The organism is Acinetobacter sp. YH12219, from assembly GCF_013417875.1.
GTDB classification, from domain to species: Bacteria; Pseudomonadota; Gammaproteobacteria; order Pseudomonadales; family Moraxellaceae; genus Acinetobacter; species Acinetobacter amyesii.
Window position 1 is genome coordinate 60,226 of record NZ_VPDC01000016.1, and the last position, 21,999, is coordinate 82,224.

16 protein-coding genes and 5 tRNA genes are annotated in these 21,999 nt (G+C 42.9%); all 21 read right to left on the reverse strand.

Annotated elements, in window-relative coordinates:
- Window positions 1-81: 81 nt before the first annotated feature.
- Window positions 82-4,281: a DNA-directed RNA polymerase subunit beta' gene (gene rpoC, locus FTV04_RS11765; protein WP_180007037.1), complete on the reverse strand. Its 4,200-nt coding sequence runs from the start codon at window positions 4,279-4,281 to the stop codon at window positions 82-84.
- A gap of 140 nt (window positions 4,282-4,421) precedes the next feature.
- Window positions 4,422-8,510: a DNA-directed RNA polymerase subunit beta gene (rpoB, locus tag FTV04_RS11770; RefSeq protein ID WP_180007035.1), complete on the reverse strand. Its 4,089-nt coding sequence runs from the start codon at window positions 8,508-8,510 to the stop codon at window positions 4,422-4,424.
- A 304-nt stretch (window positions 8,511-8,814) separates the two neighbouring features.
- Window positions 8,815-9,186 (reverse strand): 50S ribosomal protein L7/L12, encoded by a 372-nt coding sequence (gene rplL, locus FTV04_RS11775; protein WP_078189828.1) that lies wholly within the window; start codon window positions 9,184-9,186, stop codon window positions 8,815-8,817.
- A gap of 48 nt (window positions 9,187-9,234) precedes the next feature.
- Window positions 9,235-9,741, reverse strand: coding sequence for a 50S ribosomal protein L10 (rplJ, locus tag FTV04_RS11780; RefSeq protein WP_078189829.1), 507 nt, complete (start codon window positions 9,739-9,741; stop codon window positions 9,235-9,237).
- Between the two features lie 349 nt (window positions 9,742-10,090).
- Window positions 10,091-10,786 carry a 50S ribosomal protein L1 gene (gene rplA, locus FTV04_RS11785; protein WP_078189830.1) on the reverse strand — a complete coding sequence of 232 codons (696 nt, stop codon included), beginning with the start codon at window positions 10,784-10,786 and terminating at the stop codon, window positions 10,091-10,093.
- 3 nt (window positions 10,787-10,789) lie between these two features.
- Complete coding sequence (gene rplK, locus FTV04_RS11790; RefSeq protein WP_004868049.1) at window positions 10,790-11,218, reverse strand: 50S ribosomal protein L11; 429 nt, start codon at window positions 11,216-11,218, stop codon at window positions 10,790-10,792.
- Between the two features lie 115 nt (window positions 11,219-11,333).
- Window positions 11,334-11,867: a transcription termination/antitermination protein NusG gene (gene nusG, locus FTV04_RS11795; protein ID WP_078189831.1), complete on the reverse strand. Its 534-nt coding sequence runs from the start codon at window positions 11,865-11,867 to the stop codon at window positions 11,334-11,336.
- A gap of 7 nt (window positions 11,868-11,874) precedes the next feature.
- A complete protein-coding gene (secE, locus tag FTV04_RS11800) occupies window positions 11,875-12,315 on the reverse strand; it encodes a preprotein translocase subunit SecE (protein ID WP_078189832.1) in 441 nt (146 codons plus the stop codon).
- Window positions 12,316-12,391: 76 nt separating this feature from the next.
- Window positions 12,392-12,467: transfer RNA gene (locus tag FTV04_RS11805), tRNA-Trp, on the reverse strand.
- 55 nt (window positions 12,468-12,522) lie between these two features.
- Window positions 12,523-13,713, reverse strand: a complete 1,191-nt coding sequence (gene tuf, locus FTV04_RS11810) for an elongation factor Tu (protein WP_078190047.1) — start codon at window positions 13,711-13,713, stop codon at window positions 12,523-12,525.
- A gap of 154 nt (window positions 13,714-13,867) precedes the next feature.
- A tRNA-Thr gene (locus FTV04_RS11815) sits at window positions 13,868-13,942 on the reverse strand.
- 23 nt (window positions 13,943-13,965) lie between these two features.
- A tRNA-Gly gene (locus FTV04_RS11820) sits at window positions 13,966-14,041 on the reverse strand.
- Between the two features lie 38 nt (window positions 14,042-14,079).
- Window positions 14,080-14,163, reverse strand: a tRNA-Tyr gene (locus FTV04_RS11825).
- 54 nt (window positions 14,164-14,217) lie between these two features.
- Window positions 14,218-14,293, reverse strand: a tRNA-Thr gene (locus FTV04_RS11830).
- A gap of 98 nt (window positions 14,294-14,391) precedes the next feature.
- Window positions 14,392-15,885 carry an anthranilate synthase component I gene (gene trpE, locus FTV04_RS11835; RefSeq protein ID WP_180089650.1) on the reverse strand — a complete coding sequence of 498 codons (1,494 nt, stop codon included), beginning with the start codon at window positions 15,883-15,885 and terminating at the stop codon, window positions 14,392-14,394.
- Window positions 15,886-16,002: 117 nt separating this feature from the next.
- The gene (locus FTV04_RS11840) at window positions 16,003-16,671 is read right to left on the reverse strand and encodes a phosphoglycolate phosphatase (protein ID WP_180002846.1); all 669 of its coding nucleotides are present in this window, start codon (window positions 16,669-16,671) and stop codon (window positions 16,003-16,005) included.
- A gap of 77 nt (window positions 16,672-16,748) precedes the next feature.
- Window positions 16,749-17,498, reverse strand: a complete 750-nt coding sequence (locus FTV04_RS11845) for an FHA domain-containing protein (RefSeq protein WP_180012116.1) — start codon at window positions 17,496-17,498, stop codon at window positions 16,749-16,751.
- A gap of 77 nt (window positions 17,499-17,575) precedes the next feature.
- Window positions 17,576-19,807 (reverse strand): type II secretion system secretin GspD, encoded by a 2,232-nt coding sequence (gspD, locus tag FTV04_RS11850; RefSeq protein WP_180002842.1) that lies wholly within the window; start codon window positions 19,805-19,807, stop codon window positions 17,576-17,578.
- A 42-nt stretch (window positions 19,808-19,849) separates the two neighbouring features.
- The gene (locus FTV04_RS11855) at window positions 19,850-20,716 is read right to left on the reverse strand and encodes a type II secretion system protein N (RefSeq protein ID WP_180012118.1); all 867 of its coding nucleotides are present in this window, start codon (window positions 20,714-20,716) and stop codon (window positions 19,850-19,852) included.
- On the reverse strand, window positions 20,716-21,459 hold the full coding sequence (gene gspN, locus FTV04_RS11860) for a type II secretion system protein N (protein WP_180012120.1): 744 nt from the start codon (window positions 21,457-21,459) through the stop codon (window positions 20,716-20,718). Before gspN ends, FTV04_RS11855 begins: the two co-directional genes overlap by 1 nt.
- 167 nt (window positions 21,460-21,626) lie before the next feature.
- Window positions 21,627-21,953 (reverse strand): H-NS family nucleoid-associated regulatory protein, encoded by a 327-nt coding sequence (locus FTV04_RS11865; protein WP_180007248.1) that lies wholly within the window; start codon window positions 21,951-21,953, stop codon window positions 21,627-21,629.
- Window positions 21,954-21,999 lie beyond the last annotated feature (46 nt).

Below are 21,999 nucleotides of genomic sequence, written 5' to 3' on the forward strand. Positions count from 1 at the left end.
ATTAGGAAAGCTTTAATTTTCAATTCATCCGCATAAAAAAAGCCACCCAAAGGTGGCTTTTTTGAATAATTTAAGGGCTAATTAAAGACCGTTAAATTCATCGCTAAATGCTTGGCTTAATGCTTGATCTACATCAGAGAAATCATTGTGAAGCTCAAGCTCTGCAGCTTCAGACTCCTGACGACGACGTTCTAAGTGGTAAGCCAAACCTGTACCCGCTGGGATCAGACGACCTACAACTACGTTTTCTTTCAGACCACGTAATTCATCTTCTTTACCTGTTACAGCAGCTTCAGTTAACACACGAGTTGTTTCCTGGAACGATGCAGCAGAAATGAACGAGTCAGTAGAAAGCGACGCTTTGGTAATACCCATCAATTGACGTTCAAACTTCGCTGGAAACTTGTTCTGAGCTGCCACAGCTTGGTTTTCTTGAACAACGCGGATGTATTCCACTTGCTCGCCTTTGATGAAGCTTGTATCACCACCGTCAGTGATTTCAACTTTACGAAGCATTTGACGTACGATCACTTCAATATGCTTGTCGTTGATTTTTACACCTTGCAGACGGTATACGTCCTGAACTTCGTTCACGATGTAGTTTGTCAGTGCAACTTCGCCTTTCAAACGTAAGATGTCGTGTGGGTTTTGCGGACCATCAGAAATGGTTTCACCACGGTTCACATGCTCGCCTTCGAACACGTTAATCGTACGCCATTTCGGAATTAGCTCTTCGTAAATCTCAGAGCCATCATCCGGAGTAATCACAAGACGGTTCTTACCTTTGGTCTCTTTACCGAAGCTTACGATACCTGAAATTTCAGCAAGGATCGCGTGTTCTTTCGGTTTACGTGCTTCGAACAAGTCAGCTACGCGTGGAAGACCACCGGTAATATCACGAGTACGTGAAGATTCTTGTGGTACACGACCAATTACGTCACCGACACCAATTGTTTCGCCATCACGAACAGTCAGAATCGTATTTTGTGGCAAGAAGTAGAACTGTTCGCCACCATCAGTTGTATCCAATACAACCGCTGGACGCATATCTTTACCTGACGCAGGACGTGAAGTCACTGGTAAGATTTCGATTGTAGTCATACCTGTTGCATCATCAGTTTTCGATGTCACAGTTACGCCATCAGCGATTTGGCTGAAACGCACTTTACCTGCAACTTCGGTAACAAGTGGATGTGTATGCGGATCCCAAGTCGCTACGATACCGCCAGCTTCCACAGCTTCGCCATCTTTAATGATGATTGAAGCACCGTATGGAATTTTGTAACGTTCGCGTTCACGACCGATGTCATCTGCGATACCGATTTCACCTGAACGTGAAGTTGATACCAAGTGACCTTTAGCGTGTTGTACTGTTTTCACATTGTGGAAACGTACTGTACCTTTGTTACGAACTTGTACGCTGTTAGCAGCAGAAGTTCGGCTCGCAGCACCACCTACGTGGAACGTACGCATTGTTAACTGTGTACCTGGCTCACCAATTGATTGAGCAGCCATTACACCCACAGATTCACCTGGATTCACCAAGTGACCGCGAGCAAGGTCACGACCGTAACATTTCGCACATACACCGAAAGTAGATTCACAGTTTACAACTGAACGTACTTTCACTTCATCGACACCTTGCTCTTCTAAGTAGTTTGCAAGTTTTTCGTCGATTAAAGTATTACGTGGAAGAATCACATCATCCGAACCTGGTTTCTTCGCATCTTCAGCAAGTACACGACCCAATACTCGAGTACCTAAGTTCTCGATGACATCGCCACCTTGAATGAACGGAGTCATTACAAGACCGTCGAAAGTACCACAATCTGGCTCAGTAATTACCAAGTCTTGTGCAACGTCAACCAAACGACGAGTCAAGTAACCTGAGTTCGCAGTTTTCAATGCAGTATCGGCCAAACCTTTACGTGCACCGTGTGTTGAAATGAAGTACTGAAGTACAGTCAAACCTTCACGGAAGTTTGCTTTAATTGGTGTTTCAATGATCGAACCATCTGGTTTCGCCATCAAACCACGCATACCCGCTAACTGACGAATCTGAGCTGCCGAACCACGGGCACCTGAGTCAGACATCATATAGATCGAGTTGAATGATTTTTGTTTCTCGTCTTCACCCTGTTTGTTTTTAACAGTAGTGAAAGATAAGTTGTCCATCATCGCTTTCGCTACTTGGTCGTTTGTACGCGCCCAAATATCGACAACTTTGTTATAACGTTCGCCGGCAGTTACGAAACCTTGTTCAAATTGTTGTTCAATTTCGCGAACTTCAACTTCAGCTTTTTCGATAATTGCTTGTTTTTGTGGCGGAATCAACATGTCTTCCATACCAACAGACACACCTGAGTGAGTCGCTTGACGGAAGCCCAAGTACATCAATTGGTCAGCGAAGATAACAGTATCTTTTAGACCTAATTTACGGTAGCAAGAGTTGATCAATTTAGAGATGTTCTTTTTAGTCATCTCAACGTTGATTTGTTGGAAATCCATACCTTCAGGTACAACTTCCCAAAGTAAACAACGACCTGGAGTTGTGTCTACAACAATGGTTTGTTGTTCACGGTTACCATTTTCGTCAATGACAGTTTGGTGTACACGTGCTTTTACGCGAGCGTGTAAATCAACTTGACCTGTTGCAAGTGCACGGTTTACTTCGTCAGTATCCGCAAACACCATGCCTTCACCTTTGGCATTGATCGCATCACGAGTGATGTAGTACAAGCCTAAGACAACGTCCTGAGAAGGTACGATGATTGGCTCACCGTTCGCAGGAGAAAGAATGTTGTTTGTTGACATCATTAACGCACGAGCTTCTAACTGAGCTTCAAGTGTTAATGGTACGTGTACCGCCATTTGGTCACCGTCGAAGTCGGCGTTAAATGCCGCACAAACTAACGGATGAAGACGGATTGCTTTACCTTCAATCAGGGTTGGTTCAAATGCTTGAAGACCCAAACGGTGAAGTGTAGGCGCACGGTTCAACATCACTGGATGTTGACGAATTACGTGAGCAAGTACGTCCCAAACTTCTGGAGTTTCACGCTCAACCATTTTCTTCGCAGCTTTAATGGTTGTCGCTTGGCCAGACGCTTGTAGTTTCGCGAAAATGAATGGTTTGAATAATTCAAGCGCCATTTTTTTCGGAAGACCACATTGGTGCAGACGTAAAGTTGGACCTACAGTAATTACCGAACGACCAGAGTAATCGACACGTTTACCCAATAAGTTTTGACGGAAACGACCTTGTTTACCTTTGATCATGTCTGCCAAAGATTTAAGAGGACGTTTGTTCGAACCGGTAATTGCGCGACCACGACGACCGTTATCAAGCAATGCATCTACAGACTCTTGTAACATACGTTTTTCGTTACGTACGATAATGTCTGGTGCTGCAAGGTCTAAAAGACGTTTTAAACGGTTGTTACGGTTGATTACACGACGGTAAAGATCGTTCAAGTCAGAAGTCGCAAAACGACCACCTTCTAGAGGAACCAACGGACGAAGATCAGGTGGAAGTACTGGAAGTACATTCATCACCATCCATTCTGGTTTGTTGTTCGACTCTTTGAACGCTTCCATCAATTTCAGACGTTTAGAAGCTTTTTTAAGCTTCGTTTCTGAAGTTGTATTTGGAATCTCTTCACGAAGACGTGAAATTTCAGCTTCAAGATCGATGTCTTTCAACAAATCTTGAACTGCTTCTGCACCCATTTTCGCAGTGAATTCATCACCGTGTTCTTCTAAAGCCGTGAAGTATTCTTCATCGTTTAGAAGTTGGTATTTCTCAAGTGGAGTCATACCTGGGTCAGTTACAACGTATGATTCGAAATACAATACACGTTCGATATCACGTAAAGTCATGTCTAAAAGCAGACCGATACGGCTAGGAAGTGATTTTAAGAACCAAATATGCGCAACTGGAGAAGCAAGGTCAATATGACCCATACGCTCACGACGTACTTTTGCAGTTGTTACTTCAACGCCACATTTTTCACAAATGACGCCTTTGTATTTCATACGCTTGTATTTACCACACAAGCATTCGTAATCTTTTACTGGACCAAAGATTTTGGCACAGAATAAACCATCACGTTCAGGTTTGAACGTACGGTAGTTAATGGTTTCAGGCTTTTTAACTTCACCATGAGACCACGACTTAATCATTTCTGGTGACGCAAGACCAATACGGATGCGATCAAACTCTACAGGAGCATGACCGTCTGAATCCGTCTTTTTGCGCATGATATCGAGCAAGTCTTTCAATTTTTTTCTCCGTGTGTTGTGGAGATTTTCACTTCACAACTGGGTCACAAATATTGTTTTTTAACTGAGAAATCCCCCTTGCTCCTCTTGATTAAAGAGGTGAGAAGCACTGCTTCGCAAGGGAGATTCAATGGAGCTAATTAGTCACCATTTTTCAGTTCAATGTTGATACCTAAAGAACGGATCTCTTTGGTCAATACGTTGAACGATTCAGGCATACCTGGGTCCATGTAATGGTTACCATCTACAATGTTCTTATAGATACGGGTACGACCTTCAACGTCATCCGACTTCACAGTAAGCATTTCTTGAAGTGTGTATGCTGCACCGTAAGCTTCGAGTGCCCATACTTCCATCTCACCGAAACGCTGACCACCGAATTGTGCTTTACCACCAAGCGGCTGTTGAGTTACTAGAGAGTAAGAACCAGTAGAACGCGCATGCATCTTGTCGTCAACCAAGTGGTTCAGTTTCAACATGTACATGTAACCTACAGTTACTGGACGGTCAAAACGTTCACCTGTACGACCATCATACAATACTGTTTGACCAGTACGTGAAATGCCACCAAGTTCTAACAATTCTTTAATTTGTGATTCTTCAGCACCATCAAATACTGGTGTTGCTAAAGGAACACCTTTACGCAAGTTACCTGAAAGCACCAAGATTTCTTCATCAGTCAAGCTATCAAGATCTTCTTGTTCGCCACCAACTTTGTTGTAAATCTTGTCTAAGAAATCACGAAGCTCAAGTACAGTACGTTGCTCTTTCATCATCTTGTCGATTTGATCGCCAAGACCTTTAGCTGCCATACCTAAGTGAGTTTCAAGAATCTGACCCACGTTCATACGTGATGGTACACCCAGTGGGTTAAGTACAACATCAACTGGAACACCGTTTGCATCGTGTGGCATGTCTTCTACAGGTAAGATGTTAGATACAACACCTTTGTTACCGTGACGACCCGCCATTTTATCACCCGGTTGGATGCGACGTTTTACAGCCAAGTAAACTTTAACAACTTTCAATACGCCAGTTGTCAGTTCATCACCTGTAGAAAGTTTGCGTTTTTTCTCTGCAAATTTCTCGTCAATTTCAAGGCTCTTCTCTTTCAAGAACACTTGAATTTGAGTTAAACGTTCAGCAATCGCTTCGTCGACTGGTTGGATTTCAATAAGATCAACCAACTCAAGACCAGACAATAACTCTTCAGTTAATTTGTCACCGCGTTTAGTTGTACCGCCACCGTTAGATTCTTGACCTTTCAATAGACGAACAATACGTTCACGAGCCGCTTCTTCGAAGATTTTGTATTCTTCTTTCAAGTCTTTACGGTAAGCATCAAGTTGTGCTTTCTCAATTGCTTGAGCACGTTCGTCTTTTTCAAGACCGTCACGTGTAAATACTTGAACGTCAATTACAGTACCTTTCACAGATGAAGATACGCGTAATGAAGAGTCTTTTACGTCAGCCGCTTTTTCACCGAAGATTGCACGAAGCAATTTTTCTTCCGGAGTTAACTGCGTTTCACCTTTAGGCGTTACTTTACCGACAAGAATGTCACCCGCAGTAACTTCAGCACCGATATAAACGATACCTGATTCATCCAATTTAGAAAGTGCAGCTTCACCCACGTTCGGGATATCCGCTGTAATTTCTTCAGCACCCAATTTGGTATCACGTGCAACACATGAAAGCTCTTGGATGTGGATAGACGTTAAACGATCTTCTTGAAGTACACGCTCTGAAAGTAAGATCGAGTCTTCGTAGTTATAACCGTTCCAAGTCATGAACGCTACACGCATGTTTTGACCCAATGCCAATTCACCGCCATCTGTTGATGGACCATCAGCAAGAACGTCACCACGTGCAACTTTATCACCTAAACGTACAACAACGTTTTGGTTGATACATGTATTTTGGTTCGAACGTGTGTATTTGATCAGGTTGTAGATATCTACACCTGCTTCGCCTGCCACCATCTCTTCTTCGTTTACACGAATAACGACACGAGAAGCATCAACGAATTCAATACGACCACCACGTTTCGCAAGTACACACACACCCGAGTCATGCGCTACGTTTGCTTCCATACCTGTACCAACAAGCGGTTTGTCAGCACGTAATGTAGGAACAGCCTGACGCTGCATGTTTGAACCCATCAATGCACGGTTGGCATCATCGTGTTCAAGGAACGGAATAAGTGATGCCGCTACAGATACCACCTGCTGAGCAGATACATCCATATGCGTTACTTTTTCTGGTGGAATACGTACGAATTCACCTTGGTGACGTACAGATACGAATTCTTCAGTTAAGTTACCGTCTTTATCGATACCAGAATCGGCCTGTGCAATCACAGTACCTACTTCTTCAATCGCAGAAAGGTATTCAACATCATCCGTTACACGACCATCAACAACTTTACGGTATGGAGTTTCCAAGAAACCGAAGCTGTTACATTTAGCGTATACAGACAATGAGTTAATCAAACCAATGTTTGGACCTTCAGGAGTCTCAATTGGACATACACGACCGTAGTGAGTTTGATGTACGTCACGTACTTCGAAGCCCGCACGCTCACGAGTCAAACCACCTGGGCCCAATGCTGATACACGACGTTTGTGTGTAATTTCAGACAACGGGTTGTTTTGGTCCATGAACTGAGACAACTGGCTTGAACCAAAGAATTCTTTGATTGCAGCAGCAACTGGTTTCGCATTGATTAAATCTTGCGGAGACAAGTTATCAGTTTCAGCTTGAGATAAACGTTCTTTAACAGCACGTTCAACACGAACTAGACCAACACGGAATTGGTTTTCTGTCATTTCACCAACAGAACGAACACGACGGTTACCCAAGTGATCGATATCGTCGACTTCACCTTTACCGTTACGGATTTCAACTAATGTTTTCAATACATCAGTGATGTCTTCGTTTGAAAGAATACCTTCAACTTCACGAGACTTCTGATCCGTACCCACTTCGTAAGGACGACCCAAACGACGGTTGAACTTCATACGACCTACTGGTGATAAGTCATAACGTTCAGAAGAGAAGAACAAGTTGTTGAATAAGTTTTCAGCAGCTTCTTTTGTTGGTGGCTCACCCGGACGCATCACTTTGTAGATTTCTACAAGTGCTTCCTCACGACCAGTTGTAGTATCTGCACGTAAAGAGTCCGCAATGAATGGACCACGGTCGATGTCATTGGTATAAAGTACGTTGAATTGTTTAACGCCGCCTTCAGCCAATTTCACCATAATTTCATGGCTAAGTACGGTATTTGCCGCAACAACTTCGCCATCACGTAACGTTACATCTTCAGCAACGATACGTTCATATAGGTATTCATCAGGAACAGAAAGTTTTTCAAGACCTGCTGCTTCCATTTGACGAACATGGCGCGCGTTAATACGTTTACCTTGTTCAACAATTGTTTTACCGTCTGTACCCACGATATCAAACTGTGCCATTTCGCCACGTAGACGTTCTGGAACCAAGTCAATTTGATAGCTACCCATATCAAGATATACAGGTACTTTTTCGTAGAACATGTCTAGGATTTGTTCGTTGTTATAACCCAAGGCACGAAGCACAACAGTCGCAAGTAATTTACGACGACGGTCAATACGAACATAGACAAGATCTTTTGCATCGAATTCAAAGTCTAACCATGAACCACGGTAAGGAATGATACGAGCAGAATAAAGAACTTTACCGCTAGAGTGAGTTTTGCCTTTATCATGGTCAAAGAACACACCTGGTGAACGGTGTAATTGAGATACGATTACACGCTCAGTACCATTGATCACAAAGGTACCGTTGTCTGTCATAAGTGGCATTTCACCCATGTAGACTTCTTGCTCACGCACATCTTTGATTGTTTTAGTTTCGCGATCTTTAATGATCAGACGAATTTTTACACGCATTGGCGCCGCATAAGTTGAGCCACGAAGAATACATTCGCGCACATCAAATTCAGGCTTACCAAGACTATACTCAACAAATTCTAAAGCAGCATTGCCAGAATAACTTTCAATAGGAAAAACTGAACGAAATGCGGCCTGGAGACCGATATCTTCGCGGTTTTTTGGAGTTTTGCCGTCTTGAAGGAAAGTTCGGTACGAGTCGACTTGAATCGCGAGCAAGTACGGAACATCCATTACCTTGGGCAATTTACCAAAATTCTTACGGATCCGTTTCTTTTCGGTATATGAGTATGCCATCTGGAGTCCTCGGAAAGTAAACTAAGTCCGCCTGCAGAACGAACTTAGAAGGAATTACGCAGGCCGATATGGCCACCACTTTCACAAATGCTGCAATTTTTAGTGGTATTAAAACGCTTAACAATATTTTTTTACTGAAAAATATTGGTAAGCGTTTGGTTTTATAAATTATTTTTAATTTGTATGATTTTTATATCATGCAAACAAAAATCGAGCCGATAATTGTAACGCAAAAAGGCTGATGACCCAAGGGCCACCAGCCATTTTTTGGAGCCGATTATAAAAAAATCGACTCCCCTTAAGATTACTTAAGTGTAACTGTAGCACCAGCTTCTTCAAGTTTTTTCTTAAGTTCTTCGCCTTCTTCTTTAGAAACGCCTTCTTTAAGAACTGAAGGAGCGCTTTCAACAAGATCTTTAGCTTCTTTAAGACCAAGGCCAGTAGCTTCACGAACTGCTTTAATTACAGCAACTTTGTTAGCACCGAAAGAAGTCAACTCAACGTTGAATTCTGATTGTTCTTCAGCAGCAGCACCAGCAGCGCCAGGAGCAGCAGCAACTGCTACAGCAGCAGCAGATACGTTGAATTTTTCTTCGAAAGCAGAAATAAGTTCAACAAGTTCAAGAACAGTTTTTTCAGCAACTGCGTTTAAGATTTCTTCGTTTGTTAAAGCCATGAGAGTAACTCCAAATGGGTATTGAATGGTGTGTAAATTGATTTAAACTTAAGCAGCTTCTGACTCGTTTTTCTCTTTGAGCGCAGTAATAAGGCGACCCAATTTCGAAATAGGAGCTTGAAGAACGCTTGCAAGCATAGTAAGCGCTTTCTCTTGGTTTGGAAGGTTCGCGATAACGCTAACTTCAGCACCTTGATAAACTTTACCGTCAAATGCAGCAGCTTTAAGTTCAAATGCTTTATTAGTTTTAGCAAATTCTTCGAACAAACGAGCAGCTGCGCCCATGTCGTCTTCAGAAGTTGAGAAAGCTAAGATTGTTGGGCCAACAAGGTTGTCGCTCAAGATATTGAATTGAGTATCTTGAAGAGCACGTTTAGCCAAAGTGTTACGAACTACGCGAGTAGCAACACCTAGTTTACGAGCTTCAACACGTAGAGCAGTTAATTGCTCAACAGTTAAACCTTGGTAGTCAGCAACAACAGCAGCATACGCAGTAGAAGCAACTTCAGTTACTTCAGCTACGATCTGTTTTTTGCCTTCGATAAGAAGAGCCATTGTAAAACCTCCTAACGGTGATTTATGCACCTATACAGATGCACTCCCAATTCGTTAGCTCATCACTGAACCAACACGCGGAGGAGGAACAAATCACACCACCGCGTCTACTCAGGCTGGGCTATTAAGAAGAAAGCATAAAACTCCCCTCGCCTGAGGTCTTTGACGCTGATAAATCTAAATTTATCAATTCAAAGTTTGCCTGAGGGGCGATCAGCAAAGCATGCTTTGCCGACCCGCAAGATGAGAAGCTGTGCTTCGAATGAAGCTTAATTTCTATCTTGCGTAATATTTAAAGCAGCGCTTTAAATATTACTCAGGGCTTTAAAATTCTGTAATAAGTCGAAACTTATTTAGAAACGTTTGCTACATCAACAACAAGACCAGGACCCATAGTTGAGCTTAAAGTGATCTTTTGGATGTAAACACCTTTAGAAGTAGCAGGTTTTGCTTTCTTAAGGTCAGCTACAAGAGCTTCAACGTTTGAACGAACAGCTTCAGCAGTGAAACCTACTTGACCGATCGCAGCGTGGATAATACCAGCTTTGTCTACACGGTAACGTGCTTGACCAGCTTTCGCGTTTTTAACAGCAGAAGCTACGTCAGGAGTTACAGTACCCACTTTAGGGTTTGGCATTAAGCCACGTGGACCAAGAATCGTACCCAACTTACCAACAACGCGCATTGCATCCGGAGCTGCAATTACTACGTCAAAGTCAAGGTTACCCGCTTGGATGCTTTCAGCAAGATCATCAAAACCAACAACGTCCGCGCCTTCAGCTTTAGCAGCTTCAGCAGCAGCGCCTTGAGCAAACACAGCTACACGTACAGTTTTACCAGTACCTGCAGGAAGTGTAGTCGCGCCACGAACAACTTGGTCAGATTTACGAGGATCAACACCTAGGTTTACAGCAACATCCAAAGATTCTTTGAATTTTACTGCTGGAAGGCCGTTAAGAACTGCAACTGCTTCTTCCAAAGTGTAAACTTTGTTAGCTTCAACAGCAGCAACAATGGCTTTTTGACGTTTAGTTAATTTAGCCATGTCTTATAGCTCCACTTCCAAGCCCATAGAACGCGCAGAACCAGCAATGGTACGTACACGTGCGTCTAAATCAGCACCAGTAAGATCTGGTTCTTTAGTAGTCGCAATTTCTTCTAATTGAGCGCGAGTCAACTTACCAACTTTAGTCTTGTTAGGTACAGCTGAACCCTTTTGGATGCCCGCAGCTTTCTTAAGAAGAATCGCAGCAGGAGGAGTTTTCATGATGAATGTGAACGACTTGTCGTTGTACACAGTGATCACTACTGGAATTGGAAGACCAGCTTCAACTTTTTGTGTCGCAGCATTGAATTCTTTACAGAATGCCATGATGTTAACACCACGTTGACCTAGTGCAGGACCAATCGGTGGAGATGGATTTGCTTTACCAGCTGGAACTTGCAGCTTGATATAGCCGTCAATCTTCTTAGCCATTTCAATTACCTCTGGGTACTAACGCCGCTAGGCTCCCCATACATTTAAGTAACGATACCGTTACAACAACAATGCCCGACTCATAACAAATCGGGCGTTTATCAACCAAGTTAAATTAAACCGATTTTTCGACTTGGCGAAATTCCAGTTCAACTTGAGTTGGTCGATTAAATACATTAATCGTCAACGTTAAACGTGACTTATCGTATAGAACTTCTTCCACCACGCCTTTAAAGTCGGTGAATGGACCGTCAATTACGAGTAATTCTTCACCTGGTTCAAACATCGTCTTAGGACGAGGTGCTTCGCCAGTATTGCGTACACGTGCAAGAATCGCATCAGCTTCTTTTTGCGTAATTGGTGCAGGTTTTTCTGCAGTACCACCAATGAAACCTAATACTTTTGGACATTCTTTAACAATGTGCCAAGTTTCATCATTCATTTCCATCTCGACTAACACATAGCCAGGAAAGAATTTACGCTCAGATTTACGTTTCTTACCATCCTTCATTTCCACTACTTCTTCAGTAGGGACAAGGACTTCACCAAAGCTATCGGCTACAGCGCTACGCTGGATTCGATCATTAAGTGAGCGTAACACTTGTTTTTCATAGCCTGAATAGGCATGAATAATGTACCAACGTTTCATAGCTCTCTTACCCGATAATAAACTTCATTAACCAGCTCAAAGCATAGTCAAAGCACCATAATAAAATAGATGCCACTAAGACTACCGCAAGTACCTGCCAAGATGTGGTCATGGTCTCTTGCTTGGTTGGCCAAGTCACTCGACGTAACTCAATTCGAGCATCTTTCAACAATCGAACAAAGCCTTTGCCTTGATGGGTGGCGTATAATAAACCTAAAGCCACGATGATACAAGCCAAAATTACCCCAACACGGACCCAGACATCATTCGCTGGTGCCCAGTATGCTGGCAAATGTTGATTCACCATCATAGAACTACCGAGTAAAATCAACGCGATAACCCACAGAACATAGTCTAAAGGGGAACCAGAATTAACAACTTCAGCAGGATTATTTCTTTGAGGAATTGGCGCGTCGCTTAATGCGTCACGCGATTTATCATTCGACATTTTTGTACTCGTCGTAGGATTCGCGACTTATTATATGACCAGTTGAGCCAGCATCAAGCTTCTTTTTAAAAAAATTTGGCAGGCCAGGAGGGACTCGAACCCCCAACATTCGGTTTTGGAGACCGACGCTCTACCAATTGAACTACTGACCTGCAGAGCAAATCGAGAGTCGAAACTCTCGATCTGTACAAAGATAACTGTATTATATTATGCAGTTACTTTAGAAACAACACCCGCACCAACTGTACGGCCACCTTCACGGATCGCGAAGCGTAAGCCAGCGTCCATTGCGATTGGGTGGATTAATTCTACTGACATTTCTACGTTGTCACCAGGCATAACCATTTCAACGCCTTCTTTAAGCGCGATTGCACCAGTTACGTCAGTTGTACGGAAGTAGAACTGTGGACGGTAACCGTTAAGGAATGGAGTATGACGACCACCTTCGTCTTTAGAAAGTACGTATACTTCTGCGTCGAATTTAGTATGCGGTTTGATTGTACCTGGTTTAGCAAGTACTTGACCACGTTGAACGTCTTCACGTTTAGTACCACGTAGAAGAACACCACAGTTCTCGCCCGCACGACCTTCGTCAAGAAGTTTACGGAACATTTCTACGCCAGTTACAGTTGTTTTAACTGTATCTTTAATACCAACGATTTCAACTTCTTCGCCTACTTTCACGATACCAGTTTCAACACGGCCAGTTACTACTGTACCACGACCTGAAATTGAGAATACATCTTCGATTGGCATAAGGAATGCAAGGTCGATAGCACGTTCTGGCTCTGGAATGTAAGAGTCAAGAGCTTCAACAAGAGCAACTACTGCGTCTTCGCCATATTGACCAGCTTCACCATTAAGCGCTGCAAGAGCAGAACCACGGATTACTGGGGTGTCGTCGCCTGGGAAGTCATAAGTAGAAAGAAGTTCACGAACTTCCATTTCTACTAATTCAAGAAGCTCTTCGTCGTCAACAAGGTCGCATTTGTTTAAGAATACAACGATGTAAGGTACACCTACCTGACGAGAAAGAAGGATGTGTTCACGAGTTTGTGGCATTGGACCATCAGTCGCAGCACATACAAGGATCGCACCATCCATTTGCGCAGCACCAGTAATCATGTTTTTAACATAATCGGCGTGACCTGGGCAGTCTACGTGAGCGTAGTGACGGATTGGAGAATCGTATTCTACGTGTGAAGTATTAATTGTAATACCACGTGCTTTTTCTTCTGGTGCAGAGTCGATTGCAGCGTAATCTTTCGCTTCACCACCGAATTTTTTTGCACATACAGTTGCAATCGCAGCTGTTAAAGTCGTTTTACCATGGTCAACGTGACCGATTGTGCCCACGTTAACGTGTGGCTTATTACGTTCAAACTTAGCCTTAGCCATGCTTTTCTTCCTCGTTTACGTCGAACACAATTCTGAGTAAAACCCAGCTCCGACATATCGCCTAAAAAAATAAACACCCAATACTTGAAAAGCAGACTAAAAAGCCTGCTTCTGGAATCTTGCGCAACATTTAAAGTTGCTAAACTGTAAAATCTGGAGCTCTTATCGAGATTTGAACTCGAGACCTCTCCCTTACCAAGGGAGTGCTCTACCACTGAGCTATAAGAGCAAATATAAGCACTTCAATAGATATGGAGCGGGAGACGAGGGTCGAACTCGCGACATGTAGCTTGGAAGGCTACCGCTCTACCAACTGAGCTACTCCCGCACGATGTTGGTACAAACCACTTATTGAAGTCTTAAAATTGGTGGTGAGGGAAGGATTCGAACCTTCGAAACTTTCGTAGCGGAGTTACAGTCCGCCCCCTTTGACCGCTCGGGAACCTCACCATTTTACACTTACTTCAGTGTTGTTCTCTCTACTCACTCTCAAACTTTCTAAGATGGTGCCGGCACACGGATTCGAACTGTGGACCTACTGATTACAAGTCAGTTGCTCTACCAACTGAGCTATGCCGGCGTTTCTTAGTGTTTCGTACGTTTCGTATCGGAACGGTGTGCAGTTTAGCAAATCTTGAAATCCTTGCAAGTGTTTTTTCTAAAAAAAACGTGAAAAACTCATAAAATCAATCCATTTGATGATAATTCAACCGCTTTGATCACTGCGCGAGCTTTTATTTGGGTTTCATTCCACTCTGATTCAGGATTAGAGTCATACACCACCCCTGCTCCAGCTTGAACATAGACCTTATTTTCACGAATTACACAGGTACGAATCGCAATCGACATGTCCATTTCGCCATGCCAGCCTAAATAACCAACAGCACCCCCAAAAATTCCACGTTTTACTGGTTCAACTTCGTCAATAATTTCCATAGCACGGATTTTTGGTGCGCCTGAAAGCGTACCCGCAGGGAATGTTGCCTTAAAAACATCCAAAGCATCGATATCATCACGTACTTCACCTTGCACATTTGACACAATGTGCATGACATGCGAATAACGTTCGATCACCATTTGATCAGTCACGTGAACTTTACCGATTTTAGAAACGCGTCCAACATCATTTCGCCCCAAATCGATCAACATCAAATGCTCTGCAATTTCTTTTTCATCAGATAGCAAATCTTTTTCTAGCGCTAAATCTTCTTCTTTTGTTTTACCCCGTGGTCGCGTTCCCGCCAAAGGACGAACTGTTGCCACACCATTTTCTAAACGAGACAAAATTTCAGGTGATGAACCAACAATATGAAAAGGAATGTCATTTTCTAGTGTTTGCCCTTGCACCAAGAACAAATATGGCGATGGATTGAGGTGACGTAGTGCACGATAGACCTGCAAAGGCTCACCATCAAAATCGGATACCATACGATGGCCCGGCACAACCTGCATCACATCACCGGCTTTAATGTACTCTTTTACTTTTGCAATAGAGTCAATAAAGTTGTCATGTCCAGTGATGGATTCAAACTGTGGTGCAGTATGCTTATTTGCTTTGAGTGCAATTGGGGTTGCCAAAAGTTCTTCTAGCTCATCCAATTGTTGCTGCGCTTGGGTATAGGCCTCAGCATCATTTACATCGGCATGTACAATTAAGAATAAAGTATCTTTGAGGTTATCAAAGACAATGACGGTTTTAGATAGCATCATCCAAATATCTGGAATCCCGACTGGGTCAGCTTCTGGCACATTATTGAGCTTCGGTTCGATATAACGCACAGCGTCATAACCAAAGTATCCAACCAATCCACCGGTAAAGCTCGGTAACGCAGGCAAATCTTGCTGTGTAGGGACTTTATATTGTGCTTGGAAGTCACGGATGTATTGAAATGGGTCTGCACATTGTTGTTTTTCAATCGAACCATCAACATGTTGAACGGTCAACTGCCCTTCATTACACGAAAATACGGTGGACTCACCCAAACCAATAATGGAGTAACGTGCCCAGTTTTCGCCACCCTCTACAGATTCAAATAAATAGGCTTGTTTATGTTGTTTTAATCGCGCAAAGACAGACAGCGGAGTTTCTGTATCTGCCAAGCGCTGACGATAGACTGGAATCAAGTTATATCCAGCAGATTTCAGTTGTTCAAATTGAGTTTGTGTAGTCATCTCGGTTTCTCTATATTTCGCGTGGTCAATTTCAGTTAATTTCTTCTCATGCTGATTGAGTGACGCCATCGAAAACCTACACACTTGCTCATTTTCACTTCCTTAACCCTAATTATTTCAACCCAATAATTCTTTTAAGTTATCGACCACATGCTGCGGCTGACAATCTCGAATATTTTCACCATGATTATAGCCATAGCTGACCACAATACAATCAATACCAGCACGACGTGCTGCCTCTACATCATTGACAGAATCACCCACCATCAAAATTTGCTGTTTTGGTAAGGCATAATGTTCCGCACAATACTCTAGCTGCTTGGGATGTGGTTTCCGCTCTTCAAAACGATCTCCGCCTATCACATCATCAAAGTAATCATGCATACCCAGTGCTTGCACAATACTGCGTGCCGGTTGCTCTGGTTTATTGGTTACACAAATCAGAATTTTCTGCTCTGCTTTTGCCCAATCCAAGAACGATAGAATGCCGTCAAAGGGCTGCGTCAAGACACAAGGATCGGCATTGTAAATCTTTAGAAAAGTTTCCAGTAAAAGATGGTGCTGTGCGGCATCCACCTTTCCGGTCAAGTATTCAAGTACGCTATGACAAAATAATGAAGTCCCTTTCCCAATCCAGTTTCGCACCTGCTCTTCTGTGACCAAAGGTAATTGCAACGCATTTAGACTCATATTCATCGCACGATGTAAGTCAGATGCTGAATCGACTAGCGTTCCATCCAGATCAAATAAAATCATTTGGCGTTCTGCTAAACGAACTTCAAACATAATATCCCTCTATTTTTTTGTAAATTTTCCCCATAAAAAAGGCATGCCCATGCATGCCTTTTGAGGAATGTCTCGGTTTATTTAAACAACACCCATGCAATAATTGCAAGAATGATTAAAACAATGACTGAGATTAAGCCTACAGAGGCATTTTTTTGCGCTTCACGCTCTTGCTCTACACATGTCGCTGGAATTTCTACATCACATGCTTCATTTTTCGGAGCAGCAGTAATGTCAATTCCCTCAGGGATTGGCGCAGGTTTAGGCACACCCACATTGGTCGGCATACCATCACGAGTCAATTGAACTGAACCATCACGCTCTTTCAACTCTGGCATCCCTTGATCATTCATTTGTTGTGCTGCAGTTTTAACGATAGGCTCTTGTGTCTCAGTTTCAGACGTTTTAACAACAGGTTCTTGTGCCGCAGTTTCAGAAACCGCAACAGCTTCAGACGGCTGCTGAACAGGTGTAATTTCTTCTGTTTGCAACGCTTCAACGCTTTGTTCAATATCCGCTGGGATCTGAACAGCTTTAGCTGGAGCCAATAAACTAAACTTCACACTGGCAAACTGTACAATATCACCTTCTTTTAAAAGTGATTCACCAGTCAAACGGACATCATTAATAAACGTCCCATTGGATGAATTGAGATCTTGCAACCAGAGTGCCTGATCTTTCAGTACAAAGGCAGCATGTTTACGCGATACATCAGATTCTTGTAAAACAATATCTGCTTGTTGATGACGACCCACCAACATATCTCGCTCAATACTAATTTCTTGTCCTGTTAAATCACCAGAAATTGCTTGAATTTTCCAAGTCATGAAGTTAATTCTCTATTGCTCGTTTTTTTCATCATAGCATGCAGTGGTTTCAAAGCTAAACCACCCTACTGTCTAACCTAAGGAGTTTCCGCCACTTTGCCATTCGGTACGGTTATGGTTTGGCGCTTCACTGCAGGTTCAATGGCGACTGGCGTGGAGACCACTGCCGCTGGCTGTGTGGTTTGTGGTGCTGTAGGTACCGTCTTATACACAGGGGCTGGTGCTGTACCTTTTGAAACAGGTATGCGCTGCTGATACACATCGTCCACATTTTCAGGTAATTTCGCAAAATTACCGTCATTATCCAGTGCCAGTTGCAGACTATAGAGCTGACTGTAACGTTGCTGAGACATTTTCTTCACATCAGCAGAATTTCCAACAATGGTCGGATGAATAAAGATCAGCAAATTGCGTTTACTGTTGGATTTTCCTTCCGAGCTAAAAAGTTTGCCCAGTACAGGAATAGCCCCGAGCCCCGGAACGGATTGACGCCCATGCAATGTATTGTCCGAGATCAAACCACCCAACACAATCGTTTGACCATGCTCTGCCAAGATCGAGGTTTTAATCGCACGTTTAGTCGTAACTAAGTCCGACGCTTGACCTTTATTGTCTTTTACATCAGAAACTTCTTGCTCGACCTCTAAACGCACCGAGCCGCCATCACCAATATGCGGCACAACTTTCAAAGTAACACCGACATCTTTACGCTCAATCGATGTATACGGATTGGCTGTACCACCATTGGTGGTGACCGAACCTGTCACAAATGGAACGTTTTCACCCACCACAATATAGGCTTCTTCGTTGTCCATCGTCACTATCGACGGTGTAGATAATAAATTGGATTTGGTCTTTTCTTTTAAGGCCTGAATCATCGCACCATAGAGTTTGCGCGAACCATCACTGCCTTCACGATAATCACCAAGAACTACAGAAGTACCCGCACTCACCGCGCTACCCGCACCCGCAGCACCACCAGTTAAATAACCTGCGGCAATATTTTTTAAACTAGAACCAAAGTTATCAAAGTTAATTAAGCCGATACCACTACTGATATCACCCAACGCCCATTGCACACCGAGCTGATCGGTATCCGTGCCTTCAACTTCAATAATCGCCGCTTCGATCAGCACTTGCTGACGACGAATATCGAGCTGCTGAATCGCAGATTCAATTTCACGCATGAGCTGCGGATCTGCTTTCACAATCAGTGCATTTTGTGTGGCATCAGCAATAATACTCACGCCATTGGCATTAAAGCTTGAGATACCGTTTTGCGTATTATTGGAAGAGTTATTACTGTTGAGGTTAATACCTGAACTGGTGTTATTTTGTGAACTGAATGACTGTGAATTCGAACTGTTACTATCATTCATTAAACTGTTCATCGTGCTGCTATTTGAGCTATTCGATGAATTTGTACTCGAAACGGCCTGCCCTGTGACCAAGCCTTGTAAGATTTCTGACAAGTTTTTGGCACTTGCATACTTTAGACGAAAAACTTTCAATCCACCCAATCGATCTGCAGCAGGCACATCTAAGGTCTCAATAATCTTACGAATACGCTTACGTGTCGCTGTATCACCTTTAATGATAATACGATTGGTTCGATTGTCCGCAATAATACGAATTCGTGAACCTTTCGGGTCTTTTGATGCGCCGGTCGAACTCATCGACTCTAACAGCCCAATCATTTCTTCGGCCTGACTCGATTGCAGCGTCACGGCTTCGATATCATTTTGACCCGTTCCATCTAAATTACGAATAATCGTTTCGAGCTGGTAAATATTACTAGCACGGTCTGAGACGATCAGCGCATTGGTCCCCGCCACTGCTGACAAATGTGCAAATTGCGGCATCAGTGGACGTAGGGCTGGAATTAAGTCGTTGGCATTGGTGTTATCAAGCCAAATTACTCGGGTGACAATTTGGTCTCCAGACGCACGGTGGCGCGCATCATAAGGAATGCCCGAGCTTTTTACATTACTGTCTGGAACCAGTTTAATGGTGTTGCCCGATGGAATCGCCACCACGCCATTGACATTCAATACACCGAGAAACAGGTCATAGACTTCATTTTTATTTAAAGGCTTATTGGAAATAACCGTTACATTTCCTCGTACCCGTGGGTCAACTGCAAAATTTTTCCCCGTGATATCTGCGACTTCATTAATGAATGCCGTAAGATCTGCATCACGTAAATTGATTTTCCATGTTTGTGCATAACTTGCTGTGCTGACCATAGCAACCAAGGGCACCATGGCATAGGCAGCTAAAGTTGAACGGTTATTATTAAATAAAGCCATATACGCCTGTGTTTCCTAACCCTATAAAGTGATGAAACATCACTAAAAATCCTGTTGTATGGTCATCACTTGATCACCACGTTTGACTTCAAGTTTCACCTGCCCTTCACGGCGGGCTTGTTCTAATAATTGCGCCTCAGATTGTCCTGCACCGACTGCCTGCCCATTTAAAGACATAATGCGGTCACCCGGTTGCAAACCCAATTTATTTCTCAAGGCAGCAGGTGTTCGATTTGAAATCTCAAACCCACCATTACCTGATGGATTCACCCCCATTTCCTGCAGATATTGCTCACGATTTTCTGTCATGCGTTGTACGGCCTGACCAATCGCGGACTGCGTCGTGCCTTGCCCTGAATTTGCAGGATTAGCTGCATTTTGCATGCTGTTATTTTGCAAAGATCCGCCTGATGTTGCATTGGCTGTAGGGACAATCGGTTGATCTAATCCGTTTTCAATACCTTGGAACGCTAATTCACGCCGTGCACCATTACCCTGCGTTAAAATCACCTTATCCCAATAAACTTCAGCCAGTTGATATGATGAACCTTGAATGGTTTCTCCAACCAAGTAGCGATCTGAACTCTCATTGACCTTAATCACTGCCGACGAGTAGCGACTTGGCTGTCCAACCACCACACCTTGTAACACCATATTTAACTGCGCGTCAGCTGCTGAACTGCGGTTTTCCTGAAACAAGGCAAAAGAGCTAATATTAGGAACTTGCGTTTGCTGTGAACCCAATTCAACTCGGTCTAACTGCATGGCTTGTGGCGGTGCAATCAATAACCAAAATAAAGCGGCTAACTTCCAGCACAGGTACAAAATTATTAAAGCCAAGACCACAGGTGCAAGTCGATCTGTTTGCTTCCAATTGATCTCGCGGATTTTTTCGAAATAGTCAGCCATCAGTTCACCCCACTCAATAGAGGTTGACGCGAACTAATCACATACGTATCTAATCCTGCCTTACCTTCATAGGAAGCAACATTCATCAAAAAGCGCTGGGTTAATTGCACATCCAACATGAGGTCTGGCTCAAGTGATAAATTCATCATCTTTTGTTCGCGTTGATCTCGAACATCAATCGACAATTTGCCATTATCATCTTTTAATTGAGCTAACATGGCAGGCACATTCATTGACTCTTGACGCTGTGCAAAGCTAAAGGATAAATCCCCACCTGCCCACTGCATCTCGCCTAATGACTGACTAAATCCCTGTTGTGGCTTATATTTAAACTGCACATCTTTTAATTGAATGGCATTCGTTGGCCATTGCCAATCGGCAAAACTTTTTAAAGTTTCAGGGGCAATTTGACCCTCTAAGTTTTTGATGCTGATACTTTTGCCAAAACCATACCCCATAACACCTTGCAGTTTGGTATTGCCACTATGAATTTCAACATTTGCACCCAAGCGTAATAAAATCAAGTCCCACGGGCGTGTGTTCCAGTTTAACGAGCCTTTCAAATTTCCTCGTGTCCAATCTGCTTGCCCATGCCAAATATTGCCACTGACGTTATGTAGCATTTGGTTATTTTTATAAAACTTTGTAATGAGCCACGCTGCTGGCACTTGCAGCATAACGAAAATTAAAAAACTGATCGCAGCAAAAATGAGCCACCGAATATTATTAGTTTTATTGATCATCCCACCACAACCGATCCATCAATTTTTTTCCATCATTTAAACATTTTTCTTTATAGACACATTATGCATACTTTTTCTGCATAGCCAATTCAAAGAGATAAAAAAACCAGGCATTTGCCTGGTTTAATTATCCTGAACTCAGGATATGACGATTTCATGAATTGTTCTTAAATTAAGAAGTCTTCTAGTTTCGCGCCTTTTTCTAACTCAGCCACTAACCAACGTGGTTGTTTACCACGACCAGTCCACGTGTCATCTGCATTGGTTTTGCTACGGTAACGTGGCTCAACCGCTTTACGCGTTGATTTTTTACGTTTGCTTAAACCAAATTCAAGAATTTGTTCAACGCTTAAATCTAAATTTTCTGCAATTTCAACAATACGGTTATACGCATCTTCAATCGCTTGATCTTTTTTAGATGCAATCAGTGCTTCAGCTTCTACTTGAAGCTTCTTTAACTCTTCAACTGATAAATTACTAATATCAGGCATAATCTTTAACTCCGAAATTTCATTTTAATAATGCTTATGAAAACTCGCT

What these genes read in the sequence shown, in the direction of transcription:
- rpoB (WP_180007035.1), bottom strand. Translation starts at nt 8,510, where the DNA reads ATGGCATACTCATATACCGAAAAGAAACGGATCCGTAAGAATTTTGGT.
- rplL (WP_078189828.1), bottom strand. Translation starts at nt 9,186, where the DNA reads ATGGCTTTAACAAACGAAGAAATCTTAAACGCAGTTGCTGAAAAAACT.
- rplJ (WP_078189829.1), bottom strand. Translation starts at nt 9,741, where the DNA reads ATGGCTCTTCTTATCGAAGGCAAAAAACAGATCGTAGCTGAAGTAACT.
- rplA (WP_078189830.1), bottom strand. Translation starts at nt 10,786, where the DNA reads ATGGCTAAATTAACTAAACGTCAAAAAGCCATTGTTGCTGCTGTTGAA.
- rplK (WP_004868049.1), bottom strand. Translation starts at nt 11,218, where the DNA reads ATGGCTAAGAAGATTGACGGCTATATCAAGCTGCAAGTTCCAGCTGGT.
- nusG (WP_078189831.1), bottom strand. Translation starts at nt 11,867, where the DNA reads ATGAAACGTTGGTACATTATTCATGCCTATTCAGGCTATGAAAAACAA.
- secE (WP_078189832.1), bottom strand. Translation starts at nt 12,315, where the DNA reads ATGTCGAATGATAAATCGCGTGACGCATTAAGCGACGCGCCAATTCCT.
- tuf (WP_078190047.1), bottom strand. Translation starts at nt 13,713, where the DNA reads ATGGCTAAGGCTAAGTTTGAACGTAATAAGCCACACGTTAACGTGGGC.
- trpE (WP_180089650.1), bottom strand. Translation starts at nt 15,885, where the DNA reads ATGACTACACAAACTCAATTTGAACAACTGAAATCTGCTGGATATAAC.
- FTV04_RS11840 (WP_180002846.1), bottom strand. Translation starts at nt 16,671, where the DNA reads ATGTTTGAAGTTCGTTTAGCAGAACGCCAAATGATTTTATTTGATCTG.
- FTV04_RS11845 (WP_180012116.1), bottom strand. Translation starts at nt 17,498, where the DNA reads ATGACTTGGAAAATTCAAGCAATTTCTGGTGATTTAACAGGACAAGAA.
- gspD (WP_180002842.1), bottom strand. Translation starts at nt 19,807, where the DNA reads ATGGCTTTATTTAATAATAACCGTTCAACTTTAGCTGCCTATGCCATG.
- FTV04_RS11855 (WP_180012118.1), bottom strand. Translation starts at nt 20,716, where the DNA reads ATGGCTGACTATTTCGAAAAAATCCGCGAGATCAATTGGAAGCAAACA.
- gspN (WP_180012120.1), bottom strand. Translation starts at nt 21,459, where the DNA reads ATGATCAATAAAACTAATAATATTCGGTGGCTCATTTTTGCTGCGATC.